At 64.8% G+C, this 14,080-nt stretch carries 14 protein-coding genes; 6 read left to right on the forward strand and 8 right to left on the reverse strand.

Going from position 1 to position 14,080, the window contains the following annotated elements; translation table 11 throughout:
• Window positions 1-7: 7 nt before the first annotated feature.
• From OEG81_RS07090 to OEG81_RS07110, 5 genes are all read left to right on the forward strand, one after another.
• Window positions 8-895, forward strand: coding sequence for a MotA/TolQ/ExbB proton channel family protein (locus tag OEG81_RS07090; RefSeq protein WP_264132016.1), 888 nt, complete (start codon window positions 8-10; stop codon window positions 893-895).
• Window positions 895-1,386, forward strand: a complete 492-nt coding sequence (locus tag OEG81_RS07095; protein ID WP_264132017.1) for an ExbD/TolR family protein — start codon at window positions 895-897, stop codon at window positions 1,384-1,386. Before OEG81_RS07090 ends, OEG81_RS07095 begins: the two co-directional genes overlap by 1 nt.
• A gap of 121 nt (window positions 1,387-1,507) precedes the next feature.
• Entirely contained in the window at window positions 1,508-2,182 is a 675-nt protein-coding gene (locus OEG81_RS07100; RefSeq protein ID WP_264132018.1) for a response regulator transcription factor, read from the forward strand.
• Window positions 2,172-3,257: a sensor histidine kinase gene (locus tag OEG81_RS07105; protein ID WP_264132019.1), complete on the forward strand. Its 1,086-nt coding sequence runs from the start codon at window positions 2,172-2,174 to the stop codon at window positions 3,255-3,257. Before OEG81_RS07100 ends, OEG81_RS07105 begins: the two co-directional genes overlap by 11 nt.
• Entirely contained in the window at window positions 3,254-5,149 is a 1,896-nt protein-coding gene (locus tag OEG81_RS07110; protein WP_264132020.1) for a potassium transporter Kup, read from the forward strand. Before OEG81_RS07105 ends, OEG81_RS07110 begins: the two co-directional genes overlap by 4 nt.
• 61 nt (window positions 5,150-5,210) lie before the next feature.
• Here the strand turns inward: OEG81_RS07110 and OEG81_RS07115 are convergent, their stop codons facing one another.
• From OEG81_RS07115 to OEG81_RS07145, 7 genes are all read right to left on the reverse strand, one after another.
• Entirely contained in the window at window positions 5,211-5,771 is a 561-nt protein-coding gene (locus tag OEG81_RS07115) for a hypothetical protein (RefSeq protein WP_264132021.1), read from the reverse strand.
• A 134-nt stretch (window positions 5,772-5,905) separates the two neighbouring features.
• Window positions 5,906-6,304, reverse strand: a complete 399-nt coding sequence (gene mnhG, locus OEG81_RS07120; RefSeq protein WP_264132022.1) for a monovalent cation/H(+) antiporter subunit G — start codon at window positions 6,302-6,304, stop codon at window positions 5,906-5,908.
• On the reverse strand, window positions 6,301-6,582 hold the full coding sequence (locus OEG81_RS07125; protein WP_264132023.1) for a K+/H+ antiporter subunit F: 282 nt from the start codon (window positions 6,580-6,582) through the stop codon (window positions 6,301-6,303). The genes mnhG and OEG81_RS07125 overlap by 4 nt, the downstream gene beginning before the upstream one ends.
• Window positions 6,579-7,073: a Na+/H+ antiporter subunit E gene (locus OEG81_RS07130; RefSeq protein WP_264132025.1), complete on the reverse strand. Its 495-nt coding sequence runs from the start codon at window positions 7,071-7,073 to the stop codon at window positions 6,579-6,581. Before OEG81_RS07130 ends, OEG81_RS07125 begins: the two co-directional genes overlap by 4 nt.
• Complete coding sequence (locus tag OEG81_RS07135; RefSeq protein WP_412034133.1) at window positions 7,070-8,695, reverse strand: monovalent cation/H+ antiporter subunit D; 1,626 nt, start codon at window positions 8,693-8,695, stop codon at window positions 7,070-7,072. The genes OEG81_RS07130 and OEG81_RS07135 overlap by 4 nt, the downstream gene beginning before the upstream one ends.
• Window positions 8,696-8,703: 8 nt before the next feature.
• Window positions 8,704-9,048: a Na+/H+ antiporter subunit C gene (locus tag OEG81_RS07140; RefSeq protein WP_264132028.1), complete on the reverse strand. Its 345-nt coding sequence runs from the start codon at window positions 9,046-9,048 to the stop codon at window positions 8,704-8,706.
• Window positions 9,048-11,972 carry a monovalent cation/H+ antiporter subunit A gene (locus tag OEG81_RS07145; RefSeq protein WP_264132029.1) on the reverse strand — a complete coding sequence of 975 codons (2,925 nt, stop codon included), beginning with the start codon at window positions 11,970-11,972 and terminating at the stop codon, window positions 9,048-9,050. Before OEG81_RS07145 ends, OEG81_RS07140 begins: the two co-directional genes overlap by 1 nt.
• Before the next feature lie 256 nt (window positions 11,973-12,228).
• Between OEG81_RS07145 and hemN the strand changes: the two genes are divergently transcribed.
• Window positions 12,229-13,656 carry an oxygen-independent coproporphyrinogen III oxidase gene (gene hemN, locus OEG81_RS07150; RefSeq protein WP_264132030.1) on the forward strand — a complete coding sequence of 476 codons (1,428 nt, stop codon included), beginning with the start codon at window positions 12,229-12,231 and terminating at the stop codon, window positions 13,654-13,656.
• Here hemN and OEG81_RS07155 read toward each other — a convergent pair.
• Window positions 13,649-14,047 (reverse strand): YbaN family protein, encoded by a 399-nt coding sequence (locus tag OEG81_RS07155; protein WP_264132031.1) that lies wholly within the window; start codon window positions 14,045-14,047, stop codon window positions 13,649-13,651. The two genes, hemN and OEG81_RS07155, sit on opposite strands and share 8 nt — an antisense overlap.
• Between the last annotated feature and the right edge of the window lie 33 nt (window positions 14,048-14,080).

Below are 14,080 nucleotides of genomic sequence, written 5' to 3' on the forward strand. Positions count from 1 at the left end.
GCAATGAATGTTCGATCTAGTTAATAGCGCAATGCATGTGCTGGCACAGCTTGGCGAGGCCGCTCCCGCTGTGCAGTCGGGTGCGACCGCCGCAGCGGCGGCGGCCGACGTGGCGGCGGCGCCGGGGCTTGCCGCCGCCACGTCCGCCGTCGACGTCGCCCAGGGCGGAGGCATGCTGCATTTCATTTCGCAAAGCGACGTCGTCGGAAAATCGCTGTTCGGCATTCTGGTGCTGATGTCGCTGATCAGCTGGTACCTGATTTTCGTCAAGTGCTTCATCAACTGGCGCATCAGCAGCCGCTCGAAGAAGTTCCTGAACGAGTTCTGGGCGGCCAGCTCGCTGGAACAGGTCGAGAATGAAATCGCCACGCATGGCGCGAACGAACCTTTCGCGCACGTGGCCAGCCACGCCATCCATGCCAGTAACCATCATGCCAAGTATGGCGCGCTGAAGCTGGAGGAAAAGGGCTCCACCGGCGCCTTCGTGACGCGTACCATCCGCAAGGTCATCGACGAGGAAACAGCGCGCCTGGAAAACGGCCTGACGGTGCTGGCCTCCATCGGCTCCACAGCGCCGTTCGTGGGCCTGTTCGGCACGGTCTGGGGCGTGTACCATGCGCTGATCGGCATCGCGCTGTCGGACGGCGTCACGGTCAATCGCATCGCCGGCCCGGTGGGCGAAGCGCTGATCATGACCGGCCTGGGGCTGGCCGTGGCCATACCCGCCGTGTTGGCGTATAACGGCTTCGTGCGCGGCAACCGGGTTTACCTCGCCCGCCTGGATGCCTTCGCCCACGATTTATATACTTTCCTTTCAACCGGCCAGCAGGCGTACGAATCGACCGGCAAGGTGCGCCGCGTGACGCTCGCCGCCGCCAAGGCTAAAGGTGAATAATGGCTTTCGGCAGCTTCGACAACAATAAAGGGGTCAGCCATACGGTCTCCGAGATCAACATGGTGCCTCTGATCGACGTGATGCTGGTCTTGCTGGTGATCTTCATCATCACCGCGCCTCTGCTCAGCCATTCGATCAAGATCAATGTGCCGCAGGCCAGCGCCCAGCCGGTCGATCAGGAGCCCAAGGTCATCGACTTGGCCGTGGACGCGCAGGGGCAGATGTACTGGAACGAGGTGGCGGTCAACGCCGAGCAACTGACGCAGAAGTTCGCGGCCGAATCGGCGCTCGATCCCCAGCCCGAACTGCGTATCCGGGCCGATCTGAACACGCGTTACGAAGTCCTAGCCCAGGTCATGAGCAGCGCCAAGGCCGCCGGCCTGAAGCGTCTGGGCTTCATCACGCGCCCGGGATCCGACACCGCTCCCGCTCCGGCGGGGGATGCGGCGCCGGGCAGCGCGCCGCAATCCGCCGAGGCGCCGTCCCAGTGATCCGACGGGGCGGGGCAAGGCCCGCCCCATTGAAATCAGCCCGTCGTCAGGGTTGTAACCGCGGCGTCCAATATGGCGCCCGATCATAACAATCAGGCCCGCTTCGATATAGAATCACACCATGCGAGTTCTAGTTATCGAAGACGACACTACTCTTGGGCACGCCCTGCAGGAATTCCTGGTCGAGCAGGGGTATGCGGTCGACTGGCTTGCCGATGGCGACAAGGCATTGGGCGCCATCGCCGGGCAAAGCTACGATCTGCTGCTGCTCGATCTGAATCTGCCGGGGCAAAGCGGCCTTGAGATCCTGCGCAAGCTGCGCGCCGGAAACGAGCAGGTTCCAGTCCTTATCCTGACGGCGCGCGACGGCGTGGAAGACCGTGTGGCGGGGCTGGACGCCGGCGCCGACGATTACGTGACCAAGCCGTTCGAACTGGCCGAGCTGGCCGCGCGCGTGCGTGCCTTCGGCCGCCGCCGTGCCGGCCAGGCCCAGCCCTTCATCGAGGCCGGACCATTGCTGTTCGACTCCGTCGGCCGCGAGGTGCGCGTCAACGGCGAACGCCTGTCGCTGTCCGTGCGCGAGCTTTCCGTACTGGAAATGCTCATGGCCCGGGCCGGCCGCGTGGTCACCAAGCGCCAGATCGTCAACTCGCTTTCGGCATGGGATGCCGACTTCAGCGAGAACGCGGTCGAAGTCTATGTCTACCGCCTGCGCAAGCGGCTCGAGGGCACCGGCGCGGGGATACAAACGGTGCGCGGCTTCGGCTATCTCCTAGACGTGGAAAGTGCTGCGTAGATTCTGGACGGCATGGCTGCCGTCGGGCTCCCTGGCCCGCCACCTGGTTCTGCGCCTGTTTCCGGCCGTGGTCGTGCTGGTCGTCCTGGACCTGAGCGCCACCTGGGTCATGACGCGCAAGATGACCATGGAAACGTGGCTGCTGCGCGATATCTTCTGGACGATGGTGATCAGCCAGGTCCTGCTGGTGTCCGTATTCGCGTGGGTGCTGATCTCGGGCGTCCGCTCGGGGCTGGCTTCGATCAACCGCCTCTCACAGGAGATCAGCCAGCGCAGCATTGAAGACTTGCAGCCGCTGGACATGGCGGGCCTGCCGACCGAAGTCGCCCCCCTGGTCACTCATTTCAATGACCTGCTTTTGCGCCTGGACGATTCCATGCAGGCCCAGAAGCGTTTCATCGGGCATGCGGCGCACCAGATACGCACGCCCCTGACAGGCCTGAAGCTGGAGCTGGAGCTGATGCTGACGCGTCCGCTGCCCGACGATGTGAGGGAGCGCGCGGAGCGGATCAAGTCGGTCACCGACCGCATGATACGCTTGGGCCAGCAGTTGCTGGTGCTGGCGCGCGCCGATTCATCGACCCGGCCGCAGGACAGCTTCATGCGCGTGGACTTGTGCGAATGGGCGCGCGTGAGCGGGGCGGAATGGATACCCGCGGCCCGCAGCCGCCATATCGAAATACAGCTCATCGCGCCGGACGAGCCGGTATGGGTCGACGTGGATTCCCTGCTGCTCGAAGAGCTGCTGAGCAATCTGATCGACAATGCGCTTCGATACGGCGTGGGCGCCACGACCATCAAGCTGCAGGTGGCGGCCAATCCGCCATCGCTATCCATCGAGGACAATGGCCCGGGCATCGATCCCGAGGACAGCGAACGCGTATTCGAGGCCTTTTACCGCTCGCCGCGTGCCAGCGCCGAGGGGTCGGGACTGGGGCTGGCCATCGTACGCGAGATTGCGCGGGCGCACGGAGCCTGGTGGAATCTTTCCAGCCGTCCGGATTTTCCGGGTACCCGCATCACCGTGGTTTTTCCGGGGCCGCGCATAGGCGCCAAACTAAGCAGACAGGAATGAAGGCCGAGCACCAGGAACTATCCTCTTCGCATTCCTCGTCGCATGCGGGCCTTTGGCTGGGCGCGCTGGGCGTGGTCTACGGGGATATCGGCACCAGCCCCCTGTATACGGTGCGCGCCGCGCTTTCGCGCATGCCCTCGCAGGGCGCCGCGGACATCCTGGGCCTGCTTTCCCTGCTGTTCTGGATGCTGATGATCGTCGTGTCGCTGAAGTACGTGACCATCATCCTCAAGGCGGACAACCGGGGCGAGGGCGGCACCCTGGCGTTGATGGAACTGGCCCTGCGCGGCAAATCGGGCAAGACGCGCTGGCGCCTGATGTTCCTGGGCCTGATCGGCGCCTGCCTGTTCTACGGCGACAGCATGATCACGCCGGCCATATCGGTCCTTTCGGCGATCGAGGGGATCAGCATTGTGTCGCATCGCTTCGACGATTGGGTGGTGCCCATCGCCGTGGCGGTGCTGGGCGTATTGTTCGCGGTGCAGTCGCGCGGCACGGGCGCAATGGGGAAGCTTTTCGGCCCCATCATGCTGGCCTGGTTCGCCACGCTGGGCGTGCTGGGCGCATGGCGCATCGTGCTCGAGCCTTCCGTGCTGCAGGCGCTGGATCCACGGTGGGCCTGGGCGTTCATCGGAGCCGCGCCATGGGAGACTTTCTTGCTGCTCGGCGCCATCGTGCTGGCGCTGACCGGCGCGGAAACACTGTATGCCGATATGGGGCATTTCGGCCGCAAGGCCATACGGCGCGCCTGGTTCGGCGCGGTGCTGCCGGCGCTGGTCCTGTGTTATTTCGGGCAGGGAGCGCTGCTGCTGGCCGACCCCTCGGCGGTCAAGAATCCCTTCTTCCTGATGGCGCCGGCCTGGGGGCTGGCGCCGCTGGTCGGCCTGGCCACCGTGGCCACCATCATCGCCTCGCAGTCGGTGATTTCGGGCGCGTTTTCGGTGACCCGCCAGGCCGTGCAACTGGGGTTCTGGCCCCGCATGGTCATTTTGCATACGTCGGCGCAGGAAGAGGGCCAGATCTACCTGCCGCGCGTGAATCTGCTTCTTTTCATGGCCGTGCTGATTCTGGTGCTGTCCTTCGGTTCCTCCGATGGATTGGCCCACGCCTACGGCTTCGCCGTGACGGGAACCATGCTGATGACATCCCTGCTGGCCTTTGCGGTCCTGCCAGGCGAGACCACAGGTCCGCGGCGCCTGGCCTGGCTGGGGCTGGTCAGCGGCTTTTTGCTGATGGACGTCCTGCTGTTCTCCTCGAACGCCCTGAAGCTGTTCGACGGCGGATGGGTGCCCCTGCTGGTGGGCGGGGCCTTGCTGATGCTGATGGTCACCTGGAAGCAGGGCCGCGAAGCCATGCATGCGAAGCTGGCGGGCGACCATCAGCCGCTGAAGTCTTTCATGGAGTCCCTGGAGGACTATCCACCCACGCGTGTACCGGGCACCGCGGTGTTCATGAGCATGATCGTCAATACCGTGCCGCCCGCCTTGCTACACAATCTGAAGCACAACAAGGTGCTGCACGAGCAGGCTGTGTTCCTGACCGTCGAAAGCGCCGATGTGCCCTACGTCCCGTTTTCAGAGCGCTTCCAACTGGAACGAATGAGCCGGACCAGCTGGCAGGCGGTCGCGCGCTGGGGGTTCAAGCAGGAGCCCAACGTTCCGCAAGCGCTGGAGCAGATCGCTACGGCGCATCCGGAAATCAATCTGGACCCGATGCAGACATCTTATTTCCTGTCCCGCCAGACCGTGATCGTGGTGCGCAAGCTGCCGTTTCACCAAGCCTGGCGCAGGCGCCTGTTTGCCTTCATGGCCCGCAATGCCAGCCGCAGCACGCGTTTTTATCGCATACCGCCCAACCGCGTGGTTGAAATGGGCATGCAGATGGAACTGTAGAACGTGGCAGGCCGCGCGCCGGCCATGAGGCCGGCGGCGCGAAGGGATGAAGCGGACCGTGTTATTGCGTGGTGCCGGGAACCGGCGTAACGGTGGTGCCTGGAGCGGCGGGCGCCGTGGGCGCCAGGGACGGAGCCGGCACGGTGGCCGGCGGATTGGGAGTCAGGCCGGGGGCCGGAGTTACTGGCGGGGCGGCCGGCGTTGTGGCGGGTACGGGCGTACCTGGGATCGTGATGGTCGTTTCCCGCAGGACGCCGCCGGCGCCCACGCTGCCTTCCACCCTGGTGTCCTGGCCGGACATCTGCAGCATGCAGTCCTGGCGCTCGGCCACCGGCAAGGCCTGGCATCGGGATACCTGGTTCTGCTGATAGGACTCGTTGGCGTTGGTCAGGCGGTTGCGGCGCGATTCGTCGCGCGCCGCGCCGGCTTCCCGCAGGCAGGTGGCCTTGTCCTGATTGGTTTGCCCCATGTTGCAGCGCTCGACGTCCAGCTTGTAGCGGGCTTCGATATCCGCGTTGGTCCCGGTGCCGGCAGCCATGGCCATCGTTGCGGCCAGGCACATGCCGGCAAGGCTTGCGGACGCCAAAAGGCGGGGAACAGATGTCGATCGAGTAAGCATCATATACATACTCCTTTTCTTTGGAACATGGATCCGCCTGGACGGCGGAGCCTGTAAAGGAAGTATATAAGGGCTGGCAAGGGGCGGTGTAAGTGAACGTTTCCCGCCTTGCGGGGCCTGCGCCCGTTCCCGGCCTGCTAGCCCCGGGGCGCGTCGGGCTTGCGGTCTTCTGCTCGAGGCGCCGCGGCCGCGCCGGCGTCTTCTTGCGGGGCCTGCACCGCCGCTGCGGAGGGCTTCTGGCGCTTGATGGCGGCGCGCATCAGCAGCATGGCCGTCACGGGCGAGGTGATCACCAGGAAGACTGTGATGAGGATCTGATGCACCACATAGCGTTCTTCCACCGTGGAGGACACCAGGATGGACGCCAGCAGCACGCCGAACACGCCCAGGGTGTTGCCCAGGGTGGGCGCGTGGATGCGGGTGTAGAAGGTGGGCAGGCGCAGCAGGCCCAGCGAGCCGGTCAGGGTAAGGAAGCCGCTGGCTACCAACAGAAGGGCGACGGGGATGGCGACCCAGGCGGGCAAGGCGTCGATCATGGCTCGATGACCTCGCCGCGCAGCAGGAACTTGGCCATGGCGACCGATCCGACGAAGCCGAACAGGCTGATGAGCAGGGCGATGTCGAAATACAGCGTCGAACCGAACTGCAGCCCCAGCACCAGCAGGATCAGCATGCCGTTGATGTACATGGTGTCCAGCGCCAGCACGCGGTCGGTGGAGGCGGGCCCGCGCAGCAGGCGCAGGGCGGCGAAGGCCAGGCTTACCACGAAGCATCCGAGCGCGAACGTGGCGGCCCAATAGACAAGGCTGTTCATTCGAAAATCTCCATCAGGGGGCATTCATAGCGTTGTTGTATGGTGTGGAACCATTCGGCTTCGTCCTTCAGGTCGAGCACGTGCAAGGTCAGCAGGTCGTCGGCCTCGGAATAATCCGACCACACGGTTCCGGGGGTGTAGGTGACGATGCAGGCCAGGGCCGCCAGGCCGTGCGGGTCGCGTATGCGCAGCGGGATCTTCAGGAATCCCGGTGTGGCGCCGGCGCGCCGCCCCAGCCAGATCAGCCGCGCCACGGCAATGTTCGACCTGGTGATGTCGATGGCCACATGCCCGATGAGCCGCAGGATGGTCAGCGGATGCTTGGGAATGGATCGCAAGGGGCGCAATCTGGAGGCGGCCAGCGCCCAGCCCAGCAGGGCGGCCAGCAGGATCCCCAGCGCGATGTTGCCCGCGGACAGCGTATCGTTCAGCAGCAGCCACAGTATCAGCAACACCAACGGCATGACGAAAGGGGCCAGATAGCGCTTCATTGGGGGGCTCCCGGTTCGACCGCGCGGCTGGAGCTTTGCGTCAGCACGGCATTGATGTACGAGGAAGGGCGGTCGAGGTAGCTTGCGGTTTGCCCCATGTAATGCATGACGGGGCCGGCCCAGAAAGCCAGGGCGACGCAGGTCAGGATCAGCACGCCCACGGGCGCGGCTTCGTTCACGCGCAGCCGTGGCGTGATGGTTTCCTCGGAACTCCAGAACAGGCGTATGCCGGTGCGGCCCAGCGCAATGATGCCCGCCAGTCCCGAAAGCAGCACGGCGGCCACCAGAGACCAGGCCGCCACCGACGGTGTATCGGTGCTGGAGGTCTGCAGCGCCGCCGACAGCAGGGAGAACTTGGCGACGAAGCCCGAAAGCGGCGGCAGGCCGGTGATGAGCAATGCGCAGGCGATGAAGGACATGCCCAGGAAGGCCATGGCGGCCGGAATGGCCACCCCCACCACGTCGTCGGACCGGTCCGCCGATTCGGGATCTTCGAGATCGAAGGCTTCCAGGCTGACCGCCAGCAGGTCGGCGCCGAAGGTCTGGGTGCGCTCCACCATTTCCAGCAGCATGAACAAGGCGCCCAGCGCCAGCACGGAGCTGATCAGGTAGAACAGGGCGGGGCCGGTCAGCACGACGCCGGGCATGCCCAGGGCCGCCAGCAGCGTTCCGGAGGACATGATGATGCAGTAGCCGGCCTGGCGCTCGGCCTGCGGCGCGGCCAGGATGCCCACGGTGCCGAATATCAGGGTGGCCATGCCCAGTGGAAACATCCATTCGCCGCCGAAGGCGGCCGGAGCGCCCGTGGGCAGCAGCAGGGAGCCTATGCGCAGCAGGGCATAGATGCCGACCTTGGTCATGACGGCGAACACCGCGCCCACGGGCGCGCAGGCATTGGCATAGGCGGCCGGCAGCCAGAAATTGAGGGGCCAGGCGGCGGCCTTGATAAGGAAGGCGATGCCCAGTATGGCCGCCCCCGATTCGAACAGTATCCGCTCCGAACCGGTCAGCTGGCCCGCCCTGAGGGCCAGATCGGCCATGTTCAGCGTCCCCGTGATCCCGTAGATCAGGGCCATCGCGATGAGCAGCAGGAAGGAGGCCACCAGGTTGACCACGATGTAGTGCAGTCCGGCGGCCACCCGGGCCTTGCCCGATCCGTGCAGCATCAGGCCGTAGGAGGCGGCCAGCAGCACTTCGAAGAAGACGAACAGATTGAACAGGTCGCCGGTCAGGAAGGCGCCGTTCAGGCCCATCAGCAGGAACTGGAACAGCGGATGGAAATGCACCCCTGCGCGATCCCAGCGCGCCGTGGCGTAGATCCAGGTGGCGGCGCCCAGTACCGAGGTCAGCAGCAGCATGATGGTCGACAGGCGGTCGACCACGGCCACGATGCCGAAGGGCGCCGGCCAGTCGCCCAGCAGGTAGACGCCCACGCCGTCGGGCCAATTGCTGGGCAGGTAGCCCGCCGACAGGCTGAGCAGGGTGATGGCACAGTAGATCTGGGCCGCAATGGACAGGAAGCCCATGGCAAGCCGCAGATGCCGCTGCGTGTCGTTCAGCAGCAGCATGGCCGCGCCGAACATCAGCGGCACGGCCACTGGAAGAATGGGAAGATGCTGCATCCATCCGTTCACGGGCGGGCCTCCTGTCCGTCGACGTGGTCGGTATCGGAAAGCCCGCGCGAGGCCAGGAGCACGACCAGGAACAGCGCGGTCGTGGCAAAGCCGATGACGATGGCGGTCAGGACCAGCGCCTGCGGCAGCGGGTCGGCATAATGGCTCGCATCGGCGGCCCAGTCGGTATTGATCACGGGCGGCGCATCCAGGGTGATCCGGCCCATGCCGAATATGAACAGGTTGACGGCATAGGAGATCAGGGAAAGGCCCATGATCACCTGGAAGGTGCGCGGGCGCAGAAGCAGCCAGATGCCGGAGCCGGCGAGCACGCCGATGGCCAGGGCAAGCACGATTTCCATTAAGCGGCTCCTTTTTCGTTGGCGGGGGCGATGGCCGCCGGTTTCCGGTACAGCCGCAGCGATTGGTGGGCCAGCGCGACCAGCATCAGCACGGTGGCTCCGACCACCAGCATGTAGACGCCGATGTCGAACAGCAGCACGGTGGACAGGTGGACGTGGCCGATGACGGGAAGGACCAGGTCCAGGCTGTTGGCGGCCAGGAAGGGCTTGGCCGCCCACCAGACCGACATGGCGGCGGTGCCCGCGGCCAGCAGGCCCATGGCGATCCAGTACTGCGGATGGATGCGGGGCCGCGCTTCGACCCAGATGACGCCGCCGACCATGTATTGCAGGATGATGGCGGTGGCCATGATCAGCCCGCCGACGAATCCGCCGCCCGGCAGGTTGTGCCCGCGTATCAGGAAATACAGGGAGATCAGGGCGGCCATGGGCAGCAGCAGGCGCACGAGCACGGCGGGCACTTTCATGACGCCGTCCGGAATCGGCGCCTTGGGGTCGGGGTCGGCGAAGGTGTCCAGCAGCCGGTTGGCCGGCAGCGGACGCTGACGCGCCTTGGGCAGGGTCATGCTTTCGGGCGGCGGCCGGAAGCGGCGCAGCAGCGCGTAGACCGTCAGGGCCACGATGCCCAGGACGGTGATCTCGCCGAAGGTATCGAAGCCGCGGAAGTCGACCAGGATGACGTTGACCACATTGGCCCCGCCGCCCAGCGGCAGCGATTGCTCGACGAAGAAGGACGAGATGCCCCGGGGATGATGGCGGGTCAGCACGGCGTACGCGATGGCCGAAAGCCCCGCGCCGGCGATGACGGCGATGATCAGGTCGCGGAAGCGGCGCACGTAGGCGCGCACGGTGCTGGTCAGCGGCGGCGGTTCGTCGTCTCCGGCCACGCGTGGAGGCAGCCAGCGCAGGCCCAGCAGGATCAGCACCATGGTGACGACCTCGACCGCCAGCTGCGTGAGCGCCAGGTCGGGGGCGGAGAGCCAGGCGAAGGTCAGCGCGGTCACCAGGCCGGCGCCGCCCGTGAGCAGCAGCGATACGGGGCGGTGGTACTTGGCCTGGCGGGCGGCGCCGATGGCGCAGGCGCCGCCGGCCAGCCACATCAACGCAAAGAAGGGGTCGATGGGCGTGGCGATCTGCGGGTCCAGCCATTTGCCGGGCAGCAGCGGCAGCATCGCCACGAAGAAGGTGAGCAGGACCACCAGCAGCAATTGGGGTTGCAGGCGGGGCGACCGCGTCCAGTCGAGCACGAAGGCGGACGCGGTGTCCAGCGCTTCCAGCAGGAGCTCGAAGCTGCGGCGCCCGTCGAAGCGGTAGATGAGAGGCGCCTTGCCCGGACGGCTGCGGTGTCGGTGCCGCAACAGCCAGAGCAGGCAGATGCCGCCGCCCAGGGCCAGGAAGCTCATGGCCAGCGGCAGATTGAAGCCGTGCCAGATGCGCAGGTCGTAGACCGGCGTGGCTTCTCCCAGGATGGCCAGGGCGGCGTTATGCAGGAAGGGCCCCAGGGTGAAGCTGGGCAGCATGCCCACGACCAGGCAGGTCAGGACCAGGATGGCGCTGGGTATCAGCATGCGCAATGGCGGCTCGTGGGGCGCGCGAGGCAGGTCGCGCGGCGCGGGCCCGAAGAAAACCTGCATCACGAAGCGCAGCGAATAGGCCACGCTGAATGCGCTGGCAATGACGGCGGCGACGGGCAGGCCGACCCGGTTGAACCAGCTCCCGCTGACGAACACGGTTTCGGCAAAGAACATTTCTTTCGAGATGAAGCCGTTGAGCAGGGGCACGCCGGCCATGGAGGCGGCCGCCACGACGGCCAGCGTGGCGGTGATGGGCATGCTTCGGTACAGGCCCGACAGGCGGCTGAGATCGCGCGTGCCCGTTTCGTGGTCCACGATGCCCGCCGCCATGAAAAGCGAGGCTTTGAAGGTGGCATGGTTGATCATGTGGAACACGGCGGCGACCAGCGCCAGCCGGCTGTTCATGCCCAGCAGCAGCGTGATCAGGCCCAGGTGGCTGATGGTCGAATACGCCAGCACTCCCTTCATGTCCATCTGGAAGGTGGCCGCGTAGGCGCCCAGCACCAGCGAACAGAGTCCGGCACCGCCGATGATCCAGGTCCATTCGTCGGTGCCCGCCATGACGGGCCAGAACCGCGCCAGCAGGAATACGCCCGCCTTGACCATGGTGGCCGAGTGCAGATAGGCGGACACCGGCGTGGGCGCCGCCATGGCGTTGGGCAGCCATACGTGGAAAGGGAATTGCGCGCTTTTGGTCAGGGCGCCCAGCGCGACCAGCACCAGTATGGTCGTGTACCACGGGTGGTTGCGGATGACGTCGCCCGAGGACAGCACGGTATCCATGTCGTAGCTGCCCACGACATGGCCCAGCATCAGCACTCCGCCCAGCAGGCACAGGCCACCCGCGCCGGTGATGGTCAGGGACATGCGGGCGCCACGCCGGGCGTCCACCCGATGGTGCCAGTAGGCAATGAGCATGAAGGACGACAGGCTGGTCAGTTCCCAGAACACGACGAGCTGGATCAGGTTGCCCGACAGCACCACGCCCAGCATGGAACCCATGAAGGCCAGGAAGAAAGAGAAAAAGCGGGGAACAGGATCTTGCGGCGAAAGATAGTAGCGTGCGTACAGCACGATGAGCGCGCCCATGGTCGTGATGATCATGGAAAACAGCCACGAGTAGCCATCCATGCGCAAACTGAAATCGACCCCCTGCTCGGGCAGCCACGGCACGACCGCCTTGACGACATGGCCGTCGAGCACATGCGGAAACTGGGTAAACACGAGGACGGCGCAGACGACGGCGACGAATCCGGCCAGCCAGGCCTCGAGCTTGCGTGCATTCGACGGCAGCAGCGCAGCGATGATGCTGCCTGCGAAAGGCAGGGCAAGTATGAAGAATAACGACATCGAGGACGGTTGGGTTGAAATGGGTGAATCCAGCCTTAATAATACGATATGTTTTGTTCAGCTTTGAGAAAGCTTGTGCCAGATTGGCGTTGCACGCCTTTTGGGGTATCGGGCATTTGCTTGACCTAGGTCAAAAAAGATAAAGGCGTCCGGTTTCACAATAGGACATTCAAGCATAGTCTGCATGCGGCGCGCCGTACAGGCAACGTCCGCAGCGGTTTTTTTTGACGCTAACAGGCCCATATCGGAGAAAGACATGGACAGCAGCATTCCAGTCGCCAGCCATGATACGGTTTCTTTTCCGGACATCGAGATTTCCGAGGCCTTGATCCGGCGTTTCGATCATTCGGGACCTCGCTACACGTCCTATCCCACCGCCGATCGCTTCCGCTCCGGCTTCGATGAGCATGCCTACCTGGGCTATCTGGCGCAGCGGACCGGCGCGCAGCCTGGAACGAATCCGCCGCTGTCGGTTTACGTGCACCTGCCTTTTTGCGAGTCCCTCTGTTATTTCTGCGCCTGCAACAAGGTCATCACGCAGGATCATGGCCGGGCGGCCCAGTATCTCGACTACCTGGACAAGGAGATGGACCTGGTGGCTGGCCAACTGGGGCCGGATCGCAAGACGGCCCAGCTGCATCTGGGCGGCGGCACCCCCACATTTCTGAGCGCCGCCGAGCTGACCGGGCTCATGGCGTCCTTGCGCCGGCATTTCGAATTCACGCCGGATGCCGAATTGGGGGTCGAGATCGACCCGCGAACGGTGAACGAGGGAACGCTGTCCATGCTGGCCGGGCTGGGCTTCAATCGGACCAGCTTCGGGGTGCAGGATTTCGACCCGGCCGTGCAGGCGGCCGTCAACCGCATCCAGCCTCTGGAAATGGTGGAGAAGGCGCTGAGCGCCAGCCGCAAGGCGGGGTTCCAGTCGGTCAACACCGACCTGATCTACGGCCTGCCCAAGCAGACCCTGGCCAGCTTCGACCGCACGCTGGATCACGTGATACGACTGTTTCCGGACCGCATCGCACTGTACAACTACGCCCACCTGCCCAGCCGGTTCAAGGCACAGCGGCTTATTTCGGCCGGCGACCTGCCCAGCGCCGAAGAGCGCCTGCAGATATTCCTGATGTCCACGCGGCGGCTGCTGGAAGCGGGCTATGTATACATCGGCCTCGATCACTTCGCCAAGCCGGACGACGAACTGAACCTGGCGCGCCGCGACGGAAGCCTGCATCGCAATTTCCAGGGCTACACCACGCGCGCGGAGTGCGACCTGATCGGACTGGGCGTTTCGGCCATCGGCAAGGTGGGCAACTCGTACAGCCAGTCGGTGCGCAGCGTGAACGCCTATTACCAGATACTGGACGAAGGCAGGCTGCCCATTGAAAAGGGCTTTGAACTGAGTCTGGACGATGTCTTGCGCCGCGACGTCATCATGACCCTGATGTGCAGCATGCCGCTGGATTTCAGCGTGCTTGGCCGGACCTATGGCATCGACTTCACGGACTATTTCGAACCCGAGCTGCAAAGGCTGCAGACATTCAAGGATGCCGGCCTGCTGCGGATCGACGACAAGGGCATCGGCGTCACGCCTAAGGGCCGTCTGTTCGTGCGGGCCATGGGCATGGTCTTCGATAAATTCCTGGGCCAGCCCACGGTGTCGACGTACTCCAAGCTTATTTAGCCGGGTCGTCGGGGCCGGCCAGCGCATCGCTTGCGCGCAGGGTCTTCATGCGCAACAGATACACCGTAACGCAGATGCCGGGAATCAGAAGCAGCAGGCGCACCCAGGGCAGGGGCACATGCCAGGCGGAAAAGGCCAGTGTGGCCCACAGGAAGACCAGGGTAATGACCTTGGCGCGCATGGGGATGCCCCGGCCGGTTTGTATGCCTATCAGGTAGGGTCCCAGTATGCGGTGTCCGGTCAGCCAGCGGTGCATGCGTTCGGAGCCGCGTATATAGCAGGCCGACGCCAGCAGCAGGAAGGGCGTGGTGGGCAGCAGGGGCAGGAACAGCCCCAGCACGGCAAGGATCAACGCCAGGGTACCGGCGATGTTGAACAGGATTTTGATCACATGTTTTTTGAGTGGGGTAGCCGCCGCGTTTGC

The organism is Pollutimonas sp. M17 (assembly GCF_025836975.1).
In the GTDB taxonomy this organism is placed as follows: Bacteria; Pseudomonadota; Gammaproteobacteria; order Burkholderiales; family Burkholderiaceae_B.

Bases quoted from the DNA above. Each gene is read 5' to 3' on its own strand.
- hemN (WP_264132030.1), top strand. From the start codon at position 12,229: ATGGACAGCAGCATTCCAGTCGCCAGCCATGATACGGTTTCTTTTCCG.
- OEG81_RS07130 (WP_264132025.1), bottom strand. From the start codon at position 7,073: ATGAAGCGCTATCTGGCCCCTTTCGTCATGCCGTTGGTGTTGCTGATA.
- OEG81_RS07145 (WP_264132029.1), bottom strand. From the start codon at position 11,972: ATGTCGTTATTCTTCATACTTGCCCTGCCTTTCGCAGGCAGCATCATC.
- OEG81_RS07135 (WP_412034133.1), bottom strand. From the start codon at position 8,695: ATGCAGCATCTTCCCATTCTTCCAGTGGCCGTGCCGCTGATGTTCGGC.
- OEG81_RS07125 (WP_264132023.1), bottom strand. From the start codon at position 6,582: ATGAACAGCCTTGTCTATTGGGCCGCCACGTTCGCGCTCGGATGCTTC.
- OEG81_RS07110 (WP_264132020.1), top strand. From the start codon at position 3,254: ATGAAGGCCGAGCACCAGGAACTATCCTCTTCGCATTCCTCGTCGCAT.
- OEG81_RS07100 (WP_264132018.1), top strand. From the start codon at position 1,508: ATGCGAGTTCTAGTTATCGAAGACGACACTACTCTTGGGCACGCCCTG.
- OEG81_RS07095 (WP_264132017.1), top strand. From the start codon at position 895: ATGGCTTTCGGCAGCTTCGACAACAATAAAGGGGTCAGCCATACGGTC.
- mnhG (WP_264132022.1), bottom strand. From the start codon at position 6,304: ATGATCGACGCCTTGCCCGCCTGGGTCGCCATCCCCGTCGCCCTTCTG.
- OEG81_RS07115 (WP_264132021.1), bottom strand. From the start codon at position 5,771: ATGATGCTTACTCGATCGACATCTGTTCCCCGCCTTTTGGCGTCCGCA.
- OEG81_RS07090 (WP_264132016.1), top strand. From the start codon at position 8: ATGTTCGATCTAGTTAATAGCGCAATGCATGTGCTGGCACAGCTTGGC.
- OEG81_RS07140 (WP_264132028.1), bottom strand. From the start codon at position 9,048: ATGGAAATCGTGCTTGCCCTGGCCATCGGCGTGCTCGCCGGCTCCGGC.